11 protein-coding genes are annotated in these 13,908 nt (G+C 60.5%); 2 read left to right on the top strand and 9 right to left on the bottom strand.

What is annotated here, in order from left to right; all coding sequences use genetic code 11:
* Positions 1–3: 3 nt before the first annotated feature.
* From ilvN to otsA, 5 genes are read right to left on the bottom strand one after another with little or no spacing between them, the layout of a single operon-like run.
* Positions 4–510, bottom strand: coding sequence for an acetolactate synthase small subunit (ilvN, locus tag I6E74_RS05530; RefSeq protein WP_197123804.1), 507 nt, complete (start codon positions 508–510; stop codon positions 4–6).
* Between the two features lie 4 nt (positions 511–514).
* Positions 515–2,299 carry an acetolactate synthase large subunit gene (locus I6E74_RS05525; protein WP_197123802.1) on the bottom strand — a complete coding sequence of 595 codons (1,785 nt, stop codon included), beginning with the start codon at positions 2,297–2,299 and terminating at the stop codon, positions 515–517.
* Positions 2,300–2,333: 34 nt separating this feature from the next.
* Positions 2,334–4,037 carry a dihydroxy-acid dehydratase gene (gene ilvD / locus I6E74_RS05520; protein ID WP_197123800.1) on the bottom strand — a complete coding sequence of 568 codons (1,704 nt, stop codon included), beginning with the start codon at positions 4,035–4,037 and terminating at the stop codon, positions 2,334–2,336.
* Positions 4,038–4,064: 27 nt separating this feature from the next.
* On the bottom strand, positions 4,065–4,895 hold the full coding sequence (gene otsB, locus I6E74_RS05515; RefSeq protein WP_197123798.1) for a trehalose-phosphatase: 831 nt from the start codon (positions 4,893–4,895) through the stop codon (positions 4,065–4,067).
* On the bottom strand, positions 4,859–6,373 hold the full coding sequence (otsA, locus tag I6E74_RS05510) for an alpha,alpha-trehalose-phosphate synthase (UDP-forming) (protein ID WP_197123796.1): 1,515 nt from the start codon (positions 6,371–6,373) through the stop codon (positions 4,859–4,861). The genes otsB and otsA overlap by 37 nt, the downstream gene beginning before the upstream one ends.
* Before the next feature lie 200 nt (positions 6,374–6,573).
* Here otsA and I6E74_RS05505 point away from each other — a divergent pair, with 200 nt between their 5' ends.
* Positions 6,574–7,410, top strand: coding sequence for a hypothetical protein (locus I6E74_RS05505; protein ID WP_197123794.1), 837 nt, complete (start codon positions 6,574–6,576; stop codon positions 7,408–7,410).
* A 31-nt stretch (positions 7,411–7,441) separates the two neighbouring features.
* Here I6E74_RS05505 and I6E74_RS05500 read toward each other — a convergent pair whose 3' ends face one another.
* The 3 genes from I6E74_RS05500 to I6E74_RS05490 all read right to left on the bottom strand — a co-directional run bounded on the left by I6E74_RS05500 (position 7,442) and on the right by I6E74_RS05490 (position 12,726).
* On the bottom strand, positions 7,442–9,181 hold the full coding sequence (locus I6E74_RS05500) for a YhgE/Pip family protein (protein WP_197123792.1): 1,740 nt from the start codon (positions 9,179–9,181) through the stop codon (positions 7,442–7,444).
* Positions 9,178–12,081 (bottom strand): MMPL family transporter, encoded by a 2,904-nt coding sequence (locus I6E74_RS05495; RefSeq protein WP_197123790.1) that lies wholly within the window; start codon positions 12,079–12,081, stop codon positions 9,178–9,180. The genes I6E74_RS05500 and I6E74_RS05495 overlap by 4 nt, the downstream gene beginning before the upstream one ends.
* A 90-nt stretch (positions 12,082–12,171) precedes the next feature.
* A complete protein-coding gene (locus tag I6E74_RS05490) occupies positions 12,172–12,726 on the bottom strand; it encodes a TetR/AcrR family transcriptional regulator (RefSeq protein WP_197123788.1) in 555 nt (184 codons plus the stop codon).
* Between the two features lie 160 nt (positions 12,727–12,886).
* Here I6E74_RS05490 and I6E74_RS05485 point away from each other — a divergent pair, with 160 nt between their 5' ends.
* Positions 12,887–13,078: a hypothetical protein gene (locus tag I6E74_RS05485; RefSeq protein WP_197123787.1), complete on the top strand. Its 192-nt coding sequence runs from the start codon at positions 12,887–12,889 to the stop codon at positions 13,076–13,078.
* A gap of 29 nt (positions 13,079–13,107) precedes the next feature.
* On the opposite strand, the gene I6E74_RS05480 is transcribed toward I6E74_RS05485, so the two are convergent.
* Entirely contained in the window at positions 13,108–13,857 is a 750-nt protein-coding gene (locus tag I6E74_RS05480; RefSeq protein WP_197123785.1) for a gamma-glutamyl-gamma-aminobutyrate hydrolase family protein, read from the bottom strand.
* Positions 13,858–13,908 lie beyond the last annotated feature (51 nt).

The following is a 13,908-nucleotide window of genomic DNA, read 5'->3' as shown; positions in this document are numbered from 1 at the left end:
CTGTTAGTTCTTGAAAACTCGGTCGGTGATGCTCTTCGAACCGCGGCCCATGGCCAGCAATCCACTCTGAGCAATTTCTTTGATCCCGTAGGGTTCGAGCACTCGGAGGAATGCTTGAATCTTGCCCGAGTCCCCTGTGGTTTCGATGATGAGCGCATCAGATGCGACATCGACCACACGGGCACGGAACAGGTTTACCGCTTCGAGAATTTGTGAGCGCGTCGTGTTGTCCACGCGCACCTTGATGAGCAAGTGCTCGCGGGTAACCGACTGATCAGGGTCGAGTTCCACGATCTTGATCACGTTGATGAGCTTGTTGAGCTGTTTCGTAACTTGCTCGAGGGGAAGATCGTCGACATCCACCACAACGGTGATGCGCGAGAGACCTTCGATTTCGCTCGAGCCAACAGCCAGCGACTGGATGTTGAACCCGCGACGGGCAAAAAGCCCAGCGACGCGAGTGAGCAGACCTGGTTTGTCTTCTACCAGCAGGGAAAGTACGTGACCCATCGCTCTACTCCTCTTCCCACTCGGGGGCATGATCGCGCGCATACTGCACGCTTGAGTTTCCAACGCCCTGCGGCACCATCGGCCACACCATTGCGTCACGGCTGACGACGAAGTCGATCACCACGGGGCGATCATTCGTGTCGAGCGCGAGCTGGATGGCGGCGTCGATTTCTTCCTTCTTCGTGACGCGAATAGCCAGGCACCCGTAGGCATCCGCCAGCTTCACGAAGTCCGGAATCATCACCGTGTCATGACCGGTGTTGAGGTCAGTGAACGAGTGGCGTCCGTCATAAAACAGCGTCTGCCACTGACGAACCATGCCCAGGCTGGAATTGTTGATGATCGCGACCTTGATCGGAATCTTGTTGATCGTGCAGGTGGCAAGCTCCTGGTTGGTCATCTGGAAGCATCCATCGCCATCAATGGCCCACACGGGACGATCGGGGTTCGCTACCTTCGCGCCCATTGCCGCAGGCACGCCGTAACCCATGGTTCCAGCACCACCAGAGTTGAGCCAGGAGTTGGGGCGTTCGTGCTTGATGAACTGTGCAGACCACATCTGGTGCTGACCAACGCCAGCCGCAAAAATGCCCTCGGGCCCGGTGATTTCACCGATGCGCTGGATCACATATTGCGGCGACAGGAGCCCGTCATCAGGTTCGGTGAACCCGAGCGGGAACTGGTTGCGGAGCGAGTTGAGGCGCTCCCACCACGCGGTGTAGTCAGGCTTCGTCGTCACGCTCGCGTCAGCGAATGCTGCCGTGAGGTCAACGATGACGTCTTTTGCATCGCCAACGATAGGAACCTCGGCCGCGCGAATCTTGCCGATCTCAGCCGGGTCGATATCAACGTGAACAACCTTCGCGAGAGGCGCGAACTCACTCGGCTTGCCCGTGACGCGGTCGTCGAAACGCGCGCCAAGCGAGATGAGGAGATCGGACTCTTGGATCGCGAGAACAGCAGGAACAGAACCGTGCATTCCCGGCATCCCGAGGTTCAATTCGTTGGAGTCGGGGAAAGCACCTCGCGCCATCAGCGTGGTCACGATGGGGGCACCCACGAGGGTTGCTAGCTCGAGCAGCTCAGCTGAGGCCCCCGAGCGAACAACGCCGCCGCCGACATAGAAAACGGGGCGTTCAGCTTCAGCCAGCATTTGCGCTGCAGCCTGAACCTGCTTGCCGTGCGCTTTCATGACCGGACGGTAACCGGGCAGGTCAACCTTGGGCGGCCAAATGAAGGGGGCGGATGCCTGCTGGCAGTCTTTCGTGACGTCAACGAGCACCGGACCAGGGCGGCCCGTTGTCGCAATGTGGTACGCCGCTGCGATCGTTGCGGGAATGTCTTCCGGCTTCGTGACGAGGAACGAATGCTTCGTGATCGGCATCGTGATTCCCGAGATGTCGACCTCTTGGAACGCGTCGGTTCCCATCGAGCTCGAAAACACCTGACCGGTGATCGCAAGCATCGGCACGGAGTCCATGTGGGCATCCGCGATTGCTGTCACGAGGTTCGTGGCCCCCGGACCCGACGTCGCAATGCAGACACCGAGCTTTCCGGATGACGAGGCGTACCCCTCAGCAGCGTGACCAGCACCCTGCTCGTGGCGAACCAAAATGTGACGGATAGCAGTGGATGCCATGAGTTCGTCGTAGAAGGGCATGATGGCGCCGCCGGGCAAGCCGAAAACGTCTTTCACGCCCAGCTTTTCCAGACTGCGCAGAATGGCACCTGAACCGGTCAAGACGTCCGGTGTCGTGCTCTTCGGCCGCGGTGCGGGTTCAGAGGACATGTGTAAATCCTTTTAGTTGAATGGTGAGCTGGCGCTAACTGGTGACCGCACCGCGAGCGGCGGACTGCACAAGCTTCGAATACTTGGCAAGAACGCCTCGCGTGTAACGCGGAGGGAGAGGGGCCCAGCCTTTTCGGCGGGCTTCGAGCTCAGCGGAGTCGACAAGTAAGTCGAGCGAGCGAGCTGCGATATTGACCCGTATCAGATCACCATCGCGCACGAAGGCAATAGGACCTGCGTCTACTGCTTCGGGAGCTATGTGGCCGATGCACAGCCCGGTTGTGCCGCCTGAGAATCGTCCGTCCGTCAAGAGTAGTACATCTTTACCGAGTCCAGCGCCCTTGATGGCCGCAGTGATCGCGAGCATCTCGCGCATACCCGGTCCACCCTTGGGGCCTTCATAGCGGATGACGACAACCGATCCAGCCTCAATCGTGCCCGCGGTGAGAGCATCCAGAGCTTCACGCTCGCGTTCGAAGACCCGTGCGGGGCCCTCAAACTCAGAGAGGTCGAAGCCGGCCGTCTTGACGACAGCACCTTCGGGAGCCAACGAACCCTTGAGAATCGTGAGGCCACCGGTGGGGTGAATGGGGTTATCGAAGGTGCGCAACACCTTGCCGTCGAGAGGATCAATATCCATCTCGGCGAGGTTTTCGGCAACGGTCTTGCCCGTCACGGTGAGCGCGTCACCGTGGATGAGGCCCTCCTCGAGGAGCGCCTTCATGAGAACGGGGAGTCCGCCATGACGGTCGACATCGTTCATGACGTACTGGCCGAACGGCTTGAGGTCCGCAAGGTGCGGAACCTTGTCACCGATGCGGTTGAAGTCATCGAGTGTGAGCTCAACTTCGGCCTCGCTGGCGATCGCCAGAATGTGCAGCACAACGTTGGTCGAGCCACCGAGAGCCATGGCTACGGTGATCGCGTTTTCGAACGCCTTCTTCGTCATGATGTCGCGCGAGGTGATGCCCTTGCGCAGCAAGTTGACGACGGCTTCGCCCGAACGGTGCGCGAAGTAGTCGCGACGACGGTCGGCGGATGCGGGGCTTGCTGAGCCGGGAAGACTCATTCCCAGCGCTTCCGCGACGCTCGCCATCGTGTTGGCGGTGTACATGCCGCCACAGGCGCCTTCGCCGGGAGCGAAAGCACACTCGATGCGCTTGGCATCGGCTTCGCTCATCCGGCCAGCCTTGACAGCGCCAACAGCTTCGAAGGAGTCAATGATGGTGATGTCTTTTTCGGTACCGTCGCTGAGTTTGACCCAGCCAGGAGCAATCGAACCCGCATAGAGGAAGACCGAAGCGAGGTTGAGTCGTGCCGCCGCCATGAGCATTCCGGGCAACGACTTGTCGCAACCCGCGAGCGTGACCGAACCATCCAGGCGCTCGGCCTCCATGACAACCTCAACGGAGTCGGCAATGACCTCGCGGCTCACGAGCGAAAAGTGCATGCCTTCGTGACCCATCGAGATGCCGTCAGAGACGCTGATGGTGCCAAACTGCAGCGGGTATCCCCCACCAGCGTGAACGCCTTCCTTGGCGCCCTGAGCAAGTCGATCAAGCGAGAGGTTGCACGGCGTGATCTCGTTCCACGAGCTTGCAATACCAATTTGGGGCTTATCCCAGTCGGCATCACCCATGCCGACAGCGCGAAGCATTCCGCGCGATGTAGTGGCTTCAATCCCGTCGGTGACTGTGCGGGAACGTGGCTTGATATCGATCGAATCACTCTCAGACATGCTTCGAGTTTAGGGCGTACCGCTACATCAGTTTGCGCGCGCCGATACCACGGCTTGACGCTTGTCGGCTAAGACAGCCAAAAGTTGTGCGATTTCTGCTGTTCCAGCCACCCGAAGACGGGCGACGGATGGCGCATCACCGACGCGCACTCCGAGATCATCTGGCCCGAGAACGACCAGCGCATCCTCGTCAGTCGTGTCATCGCCGGCAAAGAAGACGGCATCCGCCCCCACATAGTCCCGCAGGCGCGTGATGGCGTCGCCCTTGTTGGCATCGTGGATAGCAAACTCGATGATGTTCTTGCCGAAACGAGTGGTGAGGCCCGGGATCTCCGCTTCAACCCGCGCGACCGACTCAGTTGTGAGCCGTTCCGCGTCATCTGCCGACGTCATACGAACGTGCAGGGCACGCCCGGCTGGTTTGATTTCCACCCACGCACCCTCAGCGCTATCGGCCAACTCGTGCGTGAGCGCATCGAGGCGCTCTAGAGCTGCCGTGTTCTCTGCGCTCATCGGCAGGTGTGAATCGCCCTCGTCGAGGCGGTACTCCAACCCGTGCGAGCCACCGAACAGCACGCGGTCGCCGAGGTGCGCGACGTGCTCGAGGCTATCGAGCGCGCGACCAGACACGAGAGCCAAACGGGTGTCGGCGAGGTCGAGCATCCGCACCAACTGCTCTTGGGCGGCAGGGATGGCTCGGGAATCCAGCGGGTCATCGACTTCTGGCGCCAAAGTGCCGTCAAAGTCGAGAGCAATCAGGAGCGTTCGAGCCGAAACGAGTTGGTCAATGGCCGCCTCTATTTCGGAGGCAGTCGAGTAGTTCACGGGCGTCTCACTCGCTTTCGTTCGATGGTCCACTCGACCTCTTCGGCCATTTCGAGTGGGGCAATGCGGCGGTGACGATCAGAGCGCGTCGCCGCCAAGTTCTTCAAGAACGCATTCGACCAGCGCTCCACATCGTGTTCAAGCACACGCTTGCGCATGGAACGCATCCGCAGTGCCCGATCAGCCTTGGGCATATTGATGGCCTTCATCATCGCGTCTTTCAAACCGTCGATGTCATGCGGATTAACAAGTAGTGCCTTGCGAAGCTCTTCTGAGGCCCCCGCGAATTCGCTCAGGATGAGCACACCATCGTTATCGAATCTGGCCGCCACATACTCCTTGGCTACCAAGTTCATGCCGTCACGAAGCGCCGTCACGAGCAGCACGTCTGCGGCGAGGTACAGCGCAACCATCTCTTCGCGAGGGAACCCCTGATGCAAATAGTTGATGGGCGAATGACTCAGCGTGCTGAATTCACCGTTGATGCGACCAACCGTCAGCTCAATCTCGTCGCGCAGGTGCATGTAGGCCTCAACGCGTTCGCGGCTCGGGCTCGCGACTTGAATGAGCGCAACATCGCCGACCTCGATCGAGCCATCTCGCAACAGTTCGCCATAGGCCTTCAGGCGATGACGGATGCCCTTGGTGTAATCAAGGCGGTCAACACCGAACATGACCGTCTTCGGGTTACCGAGCCCCTTGCGGATGTCGCGAGCACGTTGCTGAATCGCGGGGTCGCGCGCCATTTTCTCAAAGCTGCGCGAATCGATGGAAATGGGGAACGCTTTCGCAACGACACGACGAGTCGGTTGACCCTCAATCGTGACCTCAATCGCGGGATTTTTGGTCGGGTGATTAGTGAGACGGCGAACGGCCGATGAAAAGTTTGAGGCGTCAGACGAGCGTTGGAAGCCGACGACATCGGCCCCGAGCATGCCCTCGATGATCTGGGTACGCCACGGAAGCTGCGCGAAAATTCCGTAGGGCGGGAACGGGATGTGATTGAAGAAACCGATCGTCAAATCGGGACGCATCTCACGCAACATGCGCGGCACGAGCTGAAGTTGGTAGTCCTGAACCCACACGACAGCACCTTCGGCGCTATTGGCGGCTGCGGCATCCGCGAACCGCTTATTGACGGTGACGTAGTCGTCCCACCACTCGCGGTGATAGGCCGGCGGCGCAATCACGTCGTGGTAGAGCGGCCAGAGAGTGTCGTTGCTAAAGCCCTCGTAATACTCCTCAATATCTTGGGAGCTCAGCGGCACAGGAATGATCTGGATGCCGTCTTGATGGAACGGTTCGATCTCAAGGTCGGGGCGACCGGCCCACCCCACCCAGGCGCCGTCGGCCTTCTGCATGATCGGCTCGAGGGCCGTAACGAGACCACCTGGAGAACGTTTCCAGCTCAGTGACCCATCCTCTTCGACAGTGCAATCCACTGGAAGTCGGTTCGAAACGACAACGAAGTCGTACTCGGACGGGGAAGAATCATTCTTTGCTTCCATCATGTAGTTACGTTACCAGCGAGGCTTGGAGAGTGGCTGGAGATGATGTTTCCGAACCAATTCTTTCTTGTGACAAAACTGAGACATGTTCCGCCGCGGCCCGGGTGCTGGCCCCCGCTAGGCTCCTTCTTGCCCGCGGCTCCGCGGGTGCGCGCGTCCGCACCAGGAGGTGCGCGAATAACCCGAATCGAAAGAGGCCCCTCGTGACCTTCCTGTCTTCCGCTCGCGCAACTCCCACCATCCTGTTGGTCAGCTCAGCCGCCCTGTTCGCTTTGGCCCTCAGCGGGTGCACTGCCGCAGAGCCCACCGCCGAGGTCACCGACGACGCGAACGTCAGCGCAGCGATTGACCTCGACGCGGTCGATGACGACACCCTGTTTGTTCTTGGAACCTACGACGTTGACGGTGACGAAATTCTGGGTGACGTTCCCGCCGATCAGGCCGCTGTCTGGGATCGTTTCAACGAACTCTTCCCCGCCGAACTCCACCCCGAGATCACCATGTTCGTGGCGATCGATGTCGATCAGTCTGGCGGTACCGATGGCGCGATGCAGCCCAACGGTGTTCGGGAGGGCGAAACGTATCTCGCACTCGACACCACCGGAGGAGTCGATGCCGATGTGCTCGACCGCACCATGATCCACGAGTTCGCCCACCTGATCACGCTGCGCGAAGACCAGATTCCCAAGGACGACTCCACGGTCGACTCGTGCCCCGTTTACTCCGAAATTGACGGATGCCCGTTCGACGACTCCTACCTCTTCGCCTACTACACCGAATTCTGGCCCGACTTCAGCCTCGACGACCTCGAAGCTGAAACCGAAGAAGACAAAGAAGAGCGCTACACGCCAGAAGAATTCGTGACCGACTACGCCGCCACCATCCCGAGCGAAGATGCCGCCGAAGTTTTCGCCGAGTGGGTACTCGCTGATGATCTTCCCGCTGGCGACAGCATCGTTGAGCAGAAGCTTCGCTTCTTCGAGGACTACCCCGAGCTCGTTGAGCTTCGCGACACCATTCGTGAGGGTCTCTTCAGCTAGTCACAACTCGAATGCAGCGTGTGCGCTCTCGCTAGAGAGCTCGAGAATCGGCCGCCGACAGGATCGCTCCTGTGGCGGTCGATTTTCGTATCCGCTTCACTGAGAGCACCGACAGCGCGACGCTCACGACGCCCAGAGCCAGTAGCGCGAACGCAGCCGTTATCGCCGACTGCGCGCTTCCGCCGGAAAGAATCGAATACATCCCCTCAACCGCATACGTCAGCGGCAGGAACGGGCTCACCGCCTGGAATGGCGCAGCAAGCGCCTCAATCGGATACACCCCGCCGGTCGAAACCAACTGGATCGCCAACAAGAACAGCGAAATCACGAGCCCACCCTTGCCCAGAGCCGCGATCAAGAAATAGTGAAAAGCAGCAAACGAGAGCGCCATCAGAAGCGCGAAGCCAGCCGTTGCCGGGGCAAGAGCCCAATCAACTCCCACCACCACATGAAGCAGCAGAACCAACAGCACCGCCTGAACGACAGTAATGATGGAGGCGCGAATTAGCGTTGCTGCCACAATCCGCCCGTCACGCGCCGTGGAGGACAGCGAGCGATACGACGGCAGGCTCAGCACCAAGAACACCGCAAGCGCTCCCAACCACAACCCCAAGGGGATGAAGAAGGTCGCAATCGCTTGCGCCGGTTCGGTTACTTCGTTGTCGGTGGTGACGGACAGCGTGATCGGCTCGGAGACAATATCCGCGTTCGACGTGGTGTCGGTCGTGTCTTCGGCGGTCGGAACAAGAGCTGCCCCCTCGCTCAACCCGGTCGCCAGTTCTCCGGCACCCGAAGCAAGCCCATCGGCGCCCTCGGCGAGCGCGCCAGATCCGGCCGAGAGTGCGGAGGCTCCCGACGCGCTCTGGGAGATTCCGTACTGGATGCCGCCAACGGCATCCGAGGTCTGCGTCGAGAGAGTGCCGCCGCTTGCCGCCGCGGTGTTGAGCCCGTCGACGACGGCCTGGAGTGTTCCCTTGAGCTGCGGATCGGTGAGTTGCGCTTGAATGGCCGGATTGATCGCCGCCAGAGTCGAGGCGAGCTGCGAGACGCTTGAGGTGTACTGGCTCACTCCGGTACTGAGCGACGAGAGGTTGCCCGCCCCATAGTTGAGATCAGCGAGACCCGCAGAGAGTGAATCGACACCCGTGGTGTACGTGTCGAGGCCGCTGGAGAAGTCTTTCGCACCATCCGACAGTTCCGTTGCCCCGTCGGCAGCATCGGCGAGCGCTCCCCCGAGCTCACCAACGCTCGCGTAGATGCCATCGATGTATTGCGAGGTGATTGCCCGGCCGAAGGTATCGGTCATGGACTGGCCAACGACCTGTGCCACCGACCCGGTGAGGTAGCTGTGCGAGTCATCGGTGTGGATCGAGATTTGCGCCTGCTTTGGCTCCTCGGTCGACAGCGACAAAATCGATTCCGAGAACTCGGCGGGCACCGTGAGGATCGCGTAAACGTCGCCCCGGTCGAGGGCTTCTTTAGCGTCCTCAGAGTTCGTAATAGTCCAGTCGAAACCATCGGCACCGGTGAGTTCTGTCACCAATTGCCGTCCGGCGAAAACAATCTGTTCGTTGCCATCGGTCGTAGTCGTTGTTTGCAACTCGTCGTTGTTGACAAGAGCGACCGGGATGTTGTCGATCGCGTTGTCTCCGTCGCCTGCTGCGGCCACGAATAGCCCCGTGAAGGCCAACGGCAGCAGGGCTACCGCGGTGAAGCCAATGATGGTGAGCCACCGCCTGCGGGGCGTTGTGGGAGTCTGTGAGGTGCTCATCGAAGGAGTCCTTCCGGTGCGAGCAAGTAGAGGTCGACGACGATCACGTTGCGGCCTCCACGGTCAATTGAGCTGGCGAGGGTAACCGGTCTGCCGGTTCCGAAGATGAGGGTGGTGGTCTCGTCAGCAAGGCGCGTCACCGCGGTCAAGAACGCCGCTTCATCCTCTGCTTCCGCGAACTGATCGAAGCGATCGAAGAACACAATCTCCGTGCCTTCGGAGAGCCCCACGGCTGCAAGTGCCACTGATCGTTCGAGTTGCGGGAGGGCGTTGACGTTGGTGGCCGTTGTGACGCGCACCGTGCGACGAGCGGTGACGTCGCCAAGAACATCATCAACGCGCGCGATCCAGTCGCGCACTTTCGCTGCGGTCTGTGGCGTTTGCTGCCAACGCTGCGTCATTTCGATTCGTTCGCGCAGCATCTCGCCGAGGGTGGCCTCGTCTTCGCTGTAGGGCGTTCCTGCAACCTCGGCGAGCGCGACTCGCTTATTCACGTGGTCGGCGTGCGAGGGCAGCGGGTAGCCAGCGACCTGCACCATGCCGGAGAGCGGCGGCAGGATGCCCGAGAGCGTTGCCCCCATGATGCGCCGGTCGTGACGGTCGCCTGAGGCGATGACGAGAGAACCGCGCGGCACGGCTAGCGAAATGGGGCCGAGACGCTGGTGGTCGTCACCCGCGACGAGGTATTCAGCGCTCATGGCGAGTTCGGTTTGGGTAGATGCCCACTCCAGTTCGCGACGGTGTTCGCGCAGTTGTTCGCCTTCAATGTCGACGTCAGGAAGGAGCTTGCTCAGCCACCCCGGCAACCACCAGGCCGCGTTCCCGAATAAGGCCATGAGCGCAGGCACGAGAGTCATGCGTACAAGGAAGGCGTCGAACGCGATACCCACGGCAAGCCCGAGCGCGATGGGCTTGATGGTCCCGCTGCCTTCCGGCACGAAGGCAAAAAATACAAAGAACATGATGAGCGCAGCCGCCGTGACGACGCGGGCGCTGCTCGCGAAGCCATGACGCACCGATCCCATCGCATCACGGGTTTTCACGTACTCCTCGCGCATTCCGGACACGAGGAAGACTTCGTAGTCCATCGCGAGCCCGAACAGAACCGCCATGAGCAGGATCGGCATGAAGCTCAGGATGGGGCCGGGGTTTTCGACGCCAATCACGTCAGCGAACCATCCCCATTGGAAGACGGCGACGACGACTCCAAACGAGGCGACGACGGAGAGCAGGAACCCGGCAGCTGCCTTGAGCGGAACCAGCACCGAGCGGAACACCATCATGAGCAACACCACCGAAAGACCGACCACGATCAGCCCAAACGGAACGAGCGCATTACTCAGGCGGTTGGAGATGTCGATGCCAATTGCTGTCGTTCCCGTGACAGAGCTTCGGATGTCATACGTGCGTTCCAGCTCGGGAGCAAGATCCCGAATGGTCTGCACGAGCGCTTTGGTTTCTGCGGAATCCGGCGAACTCGTGGGAGTCACCTGGATGATCGCGGTGTCGAGCCCCTCATCGGGGAAGCCCTGCGAAACGAAATCGACGTCGTCAAGTTTCGCGAGGTCGGCCGCGATCGATTCGAGGTCATCCTGAATGTCGATGGTTTGAGTGATGTCAAGGGCAACAACCAGCGGTCCGTTGTAGCCCGGCCCGAAGCCGTCCGTCACAAGATCAAAAGCTTCACGCTGAGTGGAACCGGCTGGCTCAGAACCGCCATCGGGCAAACTCAGCTGCAGACTGGCGGCCGGAATCGCGAGGGTGCCGAGAATAGCAACGACGGCAATCGCGGCCAACCACGGGTATTTCGTGACGCCGCGCACCCAGCGGGCGCCCATGCTCTTGCTTTCGTCGGCGGATGCCGTGAATCGACGCTGCGCTCGCGATCCGTCTTTGGGGATCATTCGCGCCCCCGCAAAACCCAGCAGCGCAGGCAGCAGGGTTGTGGCCACTCCCATGGCGATGAACACCGCAACGGCAGCACCAATGCCCATGACGCTCAAGAAGGGGATGCCGACCACGAGAAGACCAAGCAACGCAATAATCACGGTGACGCCCGCGAACACGACCGCACTCCCGGCGGTGCCGACAGCCATCGCTGCCGACTCCTCGGGCTCCTCGCCGTGCGCAAGTTGGGCTCGGTGGCGCGAGACGATGAACAGGGCATAGTCGATCCCGACGGCAAGCCCGATCATGAGCGCCAAGAGAGGCGCAGAGCTCGACACCGTGGTGAACGCGGAGAGTGTCGTGATGAGGCCCATCACAATGCCAACACCGATGAGGGCGCTGAGCAGCGGCATCCCCGCCGCAAGCAGCGAACCAAAGGTGATGACGAGCACGAGCGCTGCGAAGACAACACCGACCACTTCGGTCACAGTGATGCCGAAGGACGTGTCCTGAAACACGAGCCCGCCATATTCAACGCGCAGTCCGGCATCCTCTCCGATGCCAGCCGTGTCGACTAGCGCCTCAACGGTTGCCTCTGTGACGTCTGTAACCGGTCCGTCAAATTGCACCCGGATGATGGCCATGCTGTGGTCGTCCGAGATCGCTTTTCCGGCGTACTCATCGAAGGGGCTTACCGCCGAGTCAACGCCATCGATGCGGTCGATCGCTGCCGTGATGCGTTCAATGACGTCTTCTGAGGTCTCGATGCGTGATCCGTCTTCAGCGACAATCACAGCCGTGGCAGATGCGCCGGCCACCGAGGGAAAGACAGCTTCCAGTCGGTCGAGCGCCACTTGCGATTCGGTTCCCGGAATCTCGAACGACTCTTCGGTTTGCCCGCCCAACGCGATTCCGCCGCCGAGGGTGCCGACCACAAGCAGGAACCACACCACGAGCACGCGCCACGGATGCCGATATGAGAATCGACCAAGTCGGTAGAGAAGAGTGGCCACGGGTGCTCCGGATCTGGTGGACTGTGCTGGTGCGGTGAATACGACGAGGCGTGAGGCTCGACGCGAAGTCAGTGAGTTGGTGCGAACGAGTTAGTCGCTGCGAACAGGGGCGAGTAGTTCGCTCATGATCGCGATGAGGGCTTGACGAGTGTCGTCGTCAGATTCGAGGGGCAGCGAGAGATTCGCTGAGGCGCAGAGCAGGTAGGCAGAGCCGCCAAGCGCGATCCCGAAGCGCATGGCGTCGTGCGGGTTTGATGTGGTGGCGGCAAAGACTTGCGCGAGTCGGCGCACAATATCGTTCGCCCGGTCGAGCACGGGCACGCCAACAAGAGAGGGTCCCTGGTTGATGAACATGTGAACTTCTTGGCGACAGTCGAAGAGAAAGTCGACGAACCGGGCGAGGAAAGCTTCTCGTTTTTCTGGTTCCATCCCGCTCATCTCGAGGGTGGTGACGAGAGCATCGAGGCGCTCGATGGCCGGGGTTACGGCCGCTTCGAGGAGCGCTTCCTTGGAAGTGAAATGGTAGAGAACGCTCGATTTGGAGAGCCCCGCGAGTTCAGCGATACGATGGATCGACGTGCCGGTATAGCCGGCGATAGAGAACTCGGCGAGCGCGATACGCTGAAGTTGTTCTTGACTGGACACCCGATGAGCCTAACTGACCGATCGGTCAGGAGTCACATCCGGAGCGATTTGTCAGCGAAAATCCAGCACACCGCCGAACTTGTGTGCCGCCACTAACGCCGAGTAGCCGCCATCAGATTCACGCGCTAGCGTGGGATAACACCAACCCTCGGAGGAAAACATGCGCAAGTACCTGTTCAACGGCAGTCTCCTCAGTGCAGTCGCCGGCGGCTGGAGCATCTTTCAAACCACCAAGCAGGGTCCGCGCGACTGGCGCCTCATTCTCATGTGGATCAGCTGGGGAATCACTATCGCCATCGCTATCGGAACGATCGCCAAAGAAGCCAGCGACTCCTACGAGCTCGAAGACTAACGCCGCGATCAGGGCGCGTCACGGCTCCGCTAAGCCTGTGAGCGCTTGTCGCGATGCCGGGCTGCCGCCTCGACAACGCCACGGAACAAGCGGGCATCTTCTTTGGCATCCTCTTCTGGATGCCACTGCACAGCCACACAAAAGTCAACGCTCGGCAATTCGACCGCCTGAATCACGCCGTCGTCACCTCGCCCCGTGACGATGAGCCCGTCGGCAAGGGTGTCGATCGCTTGATGGTGGTACGACTTCACGGCCACCGTGTCATCGCCCCCCAAGAGCGCCGACAGCGTCGTGTCAGGCTCAATGGCAACGTCATTGACCAAGAAAACGCCTCCCCCAGCGCTGTAACGAGCGGAGCCGATCACATCGGGCAAATGCTGGATGATCGTGCCGCCTAAGGCGACGTTCAGGATTTGGGCACCACGGCAAATGCCGAGCAATGGCACGTTGTGTTCGATAGCGGCACGCACGAGCGCGTCTTCGAAAGCGTCGCGGTCTTTGCGGGGCACATCAGTCGTCGGATGCGCTTCCTGACCGTAGCGCGCCGGGTCTACATCTTTGCCGCCCGTGAGAATCAGGCCATCGAGCCCCTGCACGATTGAGGCAGCGATGTCGTCGTCCACAGGCTGCGGAGGCAGCAAGACTGCGATGCCACCAGCATCCGTCACCGCTTCAAAGTAGATTTTCGGCAGGAAGGACGCGGGAAGATCCCAGACGCCGGTCTGAGCCTGCTCAAGGTACGACGTGAGACCAATAATCGGTCGCGAACTGGTGCCCATCGGGCTCCTCCCCATCGAAGAAATAGAACGTTTGCCCCCAAAGGATATAGG

Source organism: Salinibacterium sp. SWN139, from assembly GCF_015864625.1.
Lineage (GTDB): Bacteria > Actinomycetota > Actinomycetes > Actinomycetales > Microbacteriaceae > Rhodoglobus.
Note: the sequence above shows the minus strand (reverse complement) of the source record. Positions and strands in the feature narration are given on the sequence as shown.

Excerpts from the sequence above, each read along its gene's own strand:
- I6E74_RS05500 (WP_197123792.1), bottom strand. The coding sequence starts at position 9,181 with ATGAGCACCTCACAGACTCCCACAACGCCCCGCAGGCGGTGGCTCACC.
- I6E74_RS05480 (WP_197123785.1), bottom strand. The coding sequence starts at position 13,857 with ATGGGCACCAGTTCGCGACCGATTATTGGTCTCACGTCGTACCTTGAG.
- otsA (WP_197123796.1), bottom strand. The coding sequence starts at position 6,373 with ATGATGGAAGCAAAGAATGATTCTTCCCCGTCCGAGTACGACTTCGTT.
- ilvN (WP_197123804.1), bottom strand. The coding sequence starts at position 510 with ATGGGTCACGTACTTTCCCTGCTGGTAGAAGACAAACCAGGTCTGCTC.
- I6E74_RS05525 (WP_197123802.1), bottom strand. The coding sequence starts at position 2,299 with ATGTCCTCTGAACCCGCACCGCGGCCGAAGAGCACGACACCGGACGTC.
- ilvD (WP_197123800.1), bottom strand. The coding sequence starts at position 4,037 with ATGTCTGAGAGTGATTCGATCGATATCAAGCCACGTTCCCGCACAGTC.
- I6E74_RS05485 (WP_197123787.1), top strand. The coding sequence starts at position 12,887 with ATGCGCAAGTACCTGTTCAACGGCAGTCTCCTCAGTGCAGTCGCCGGC.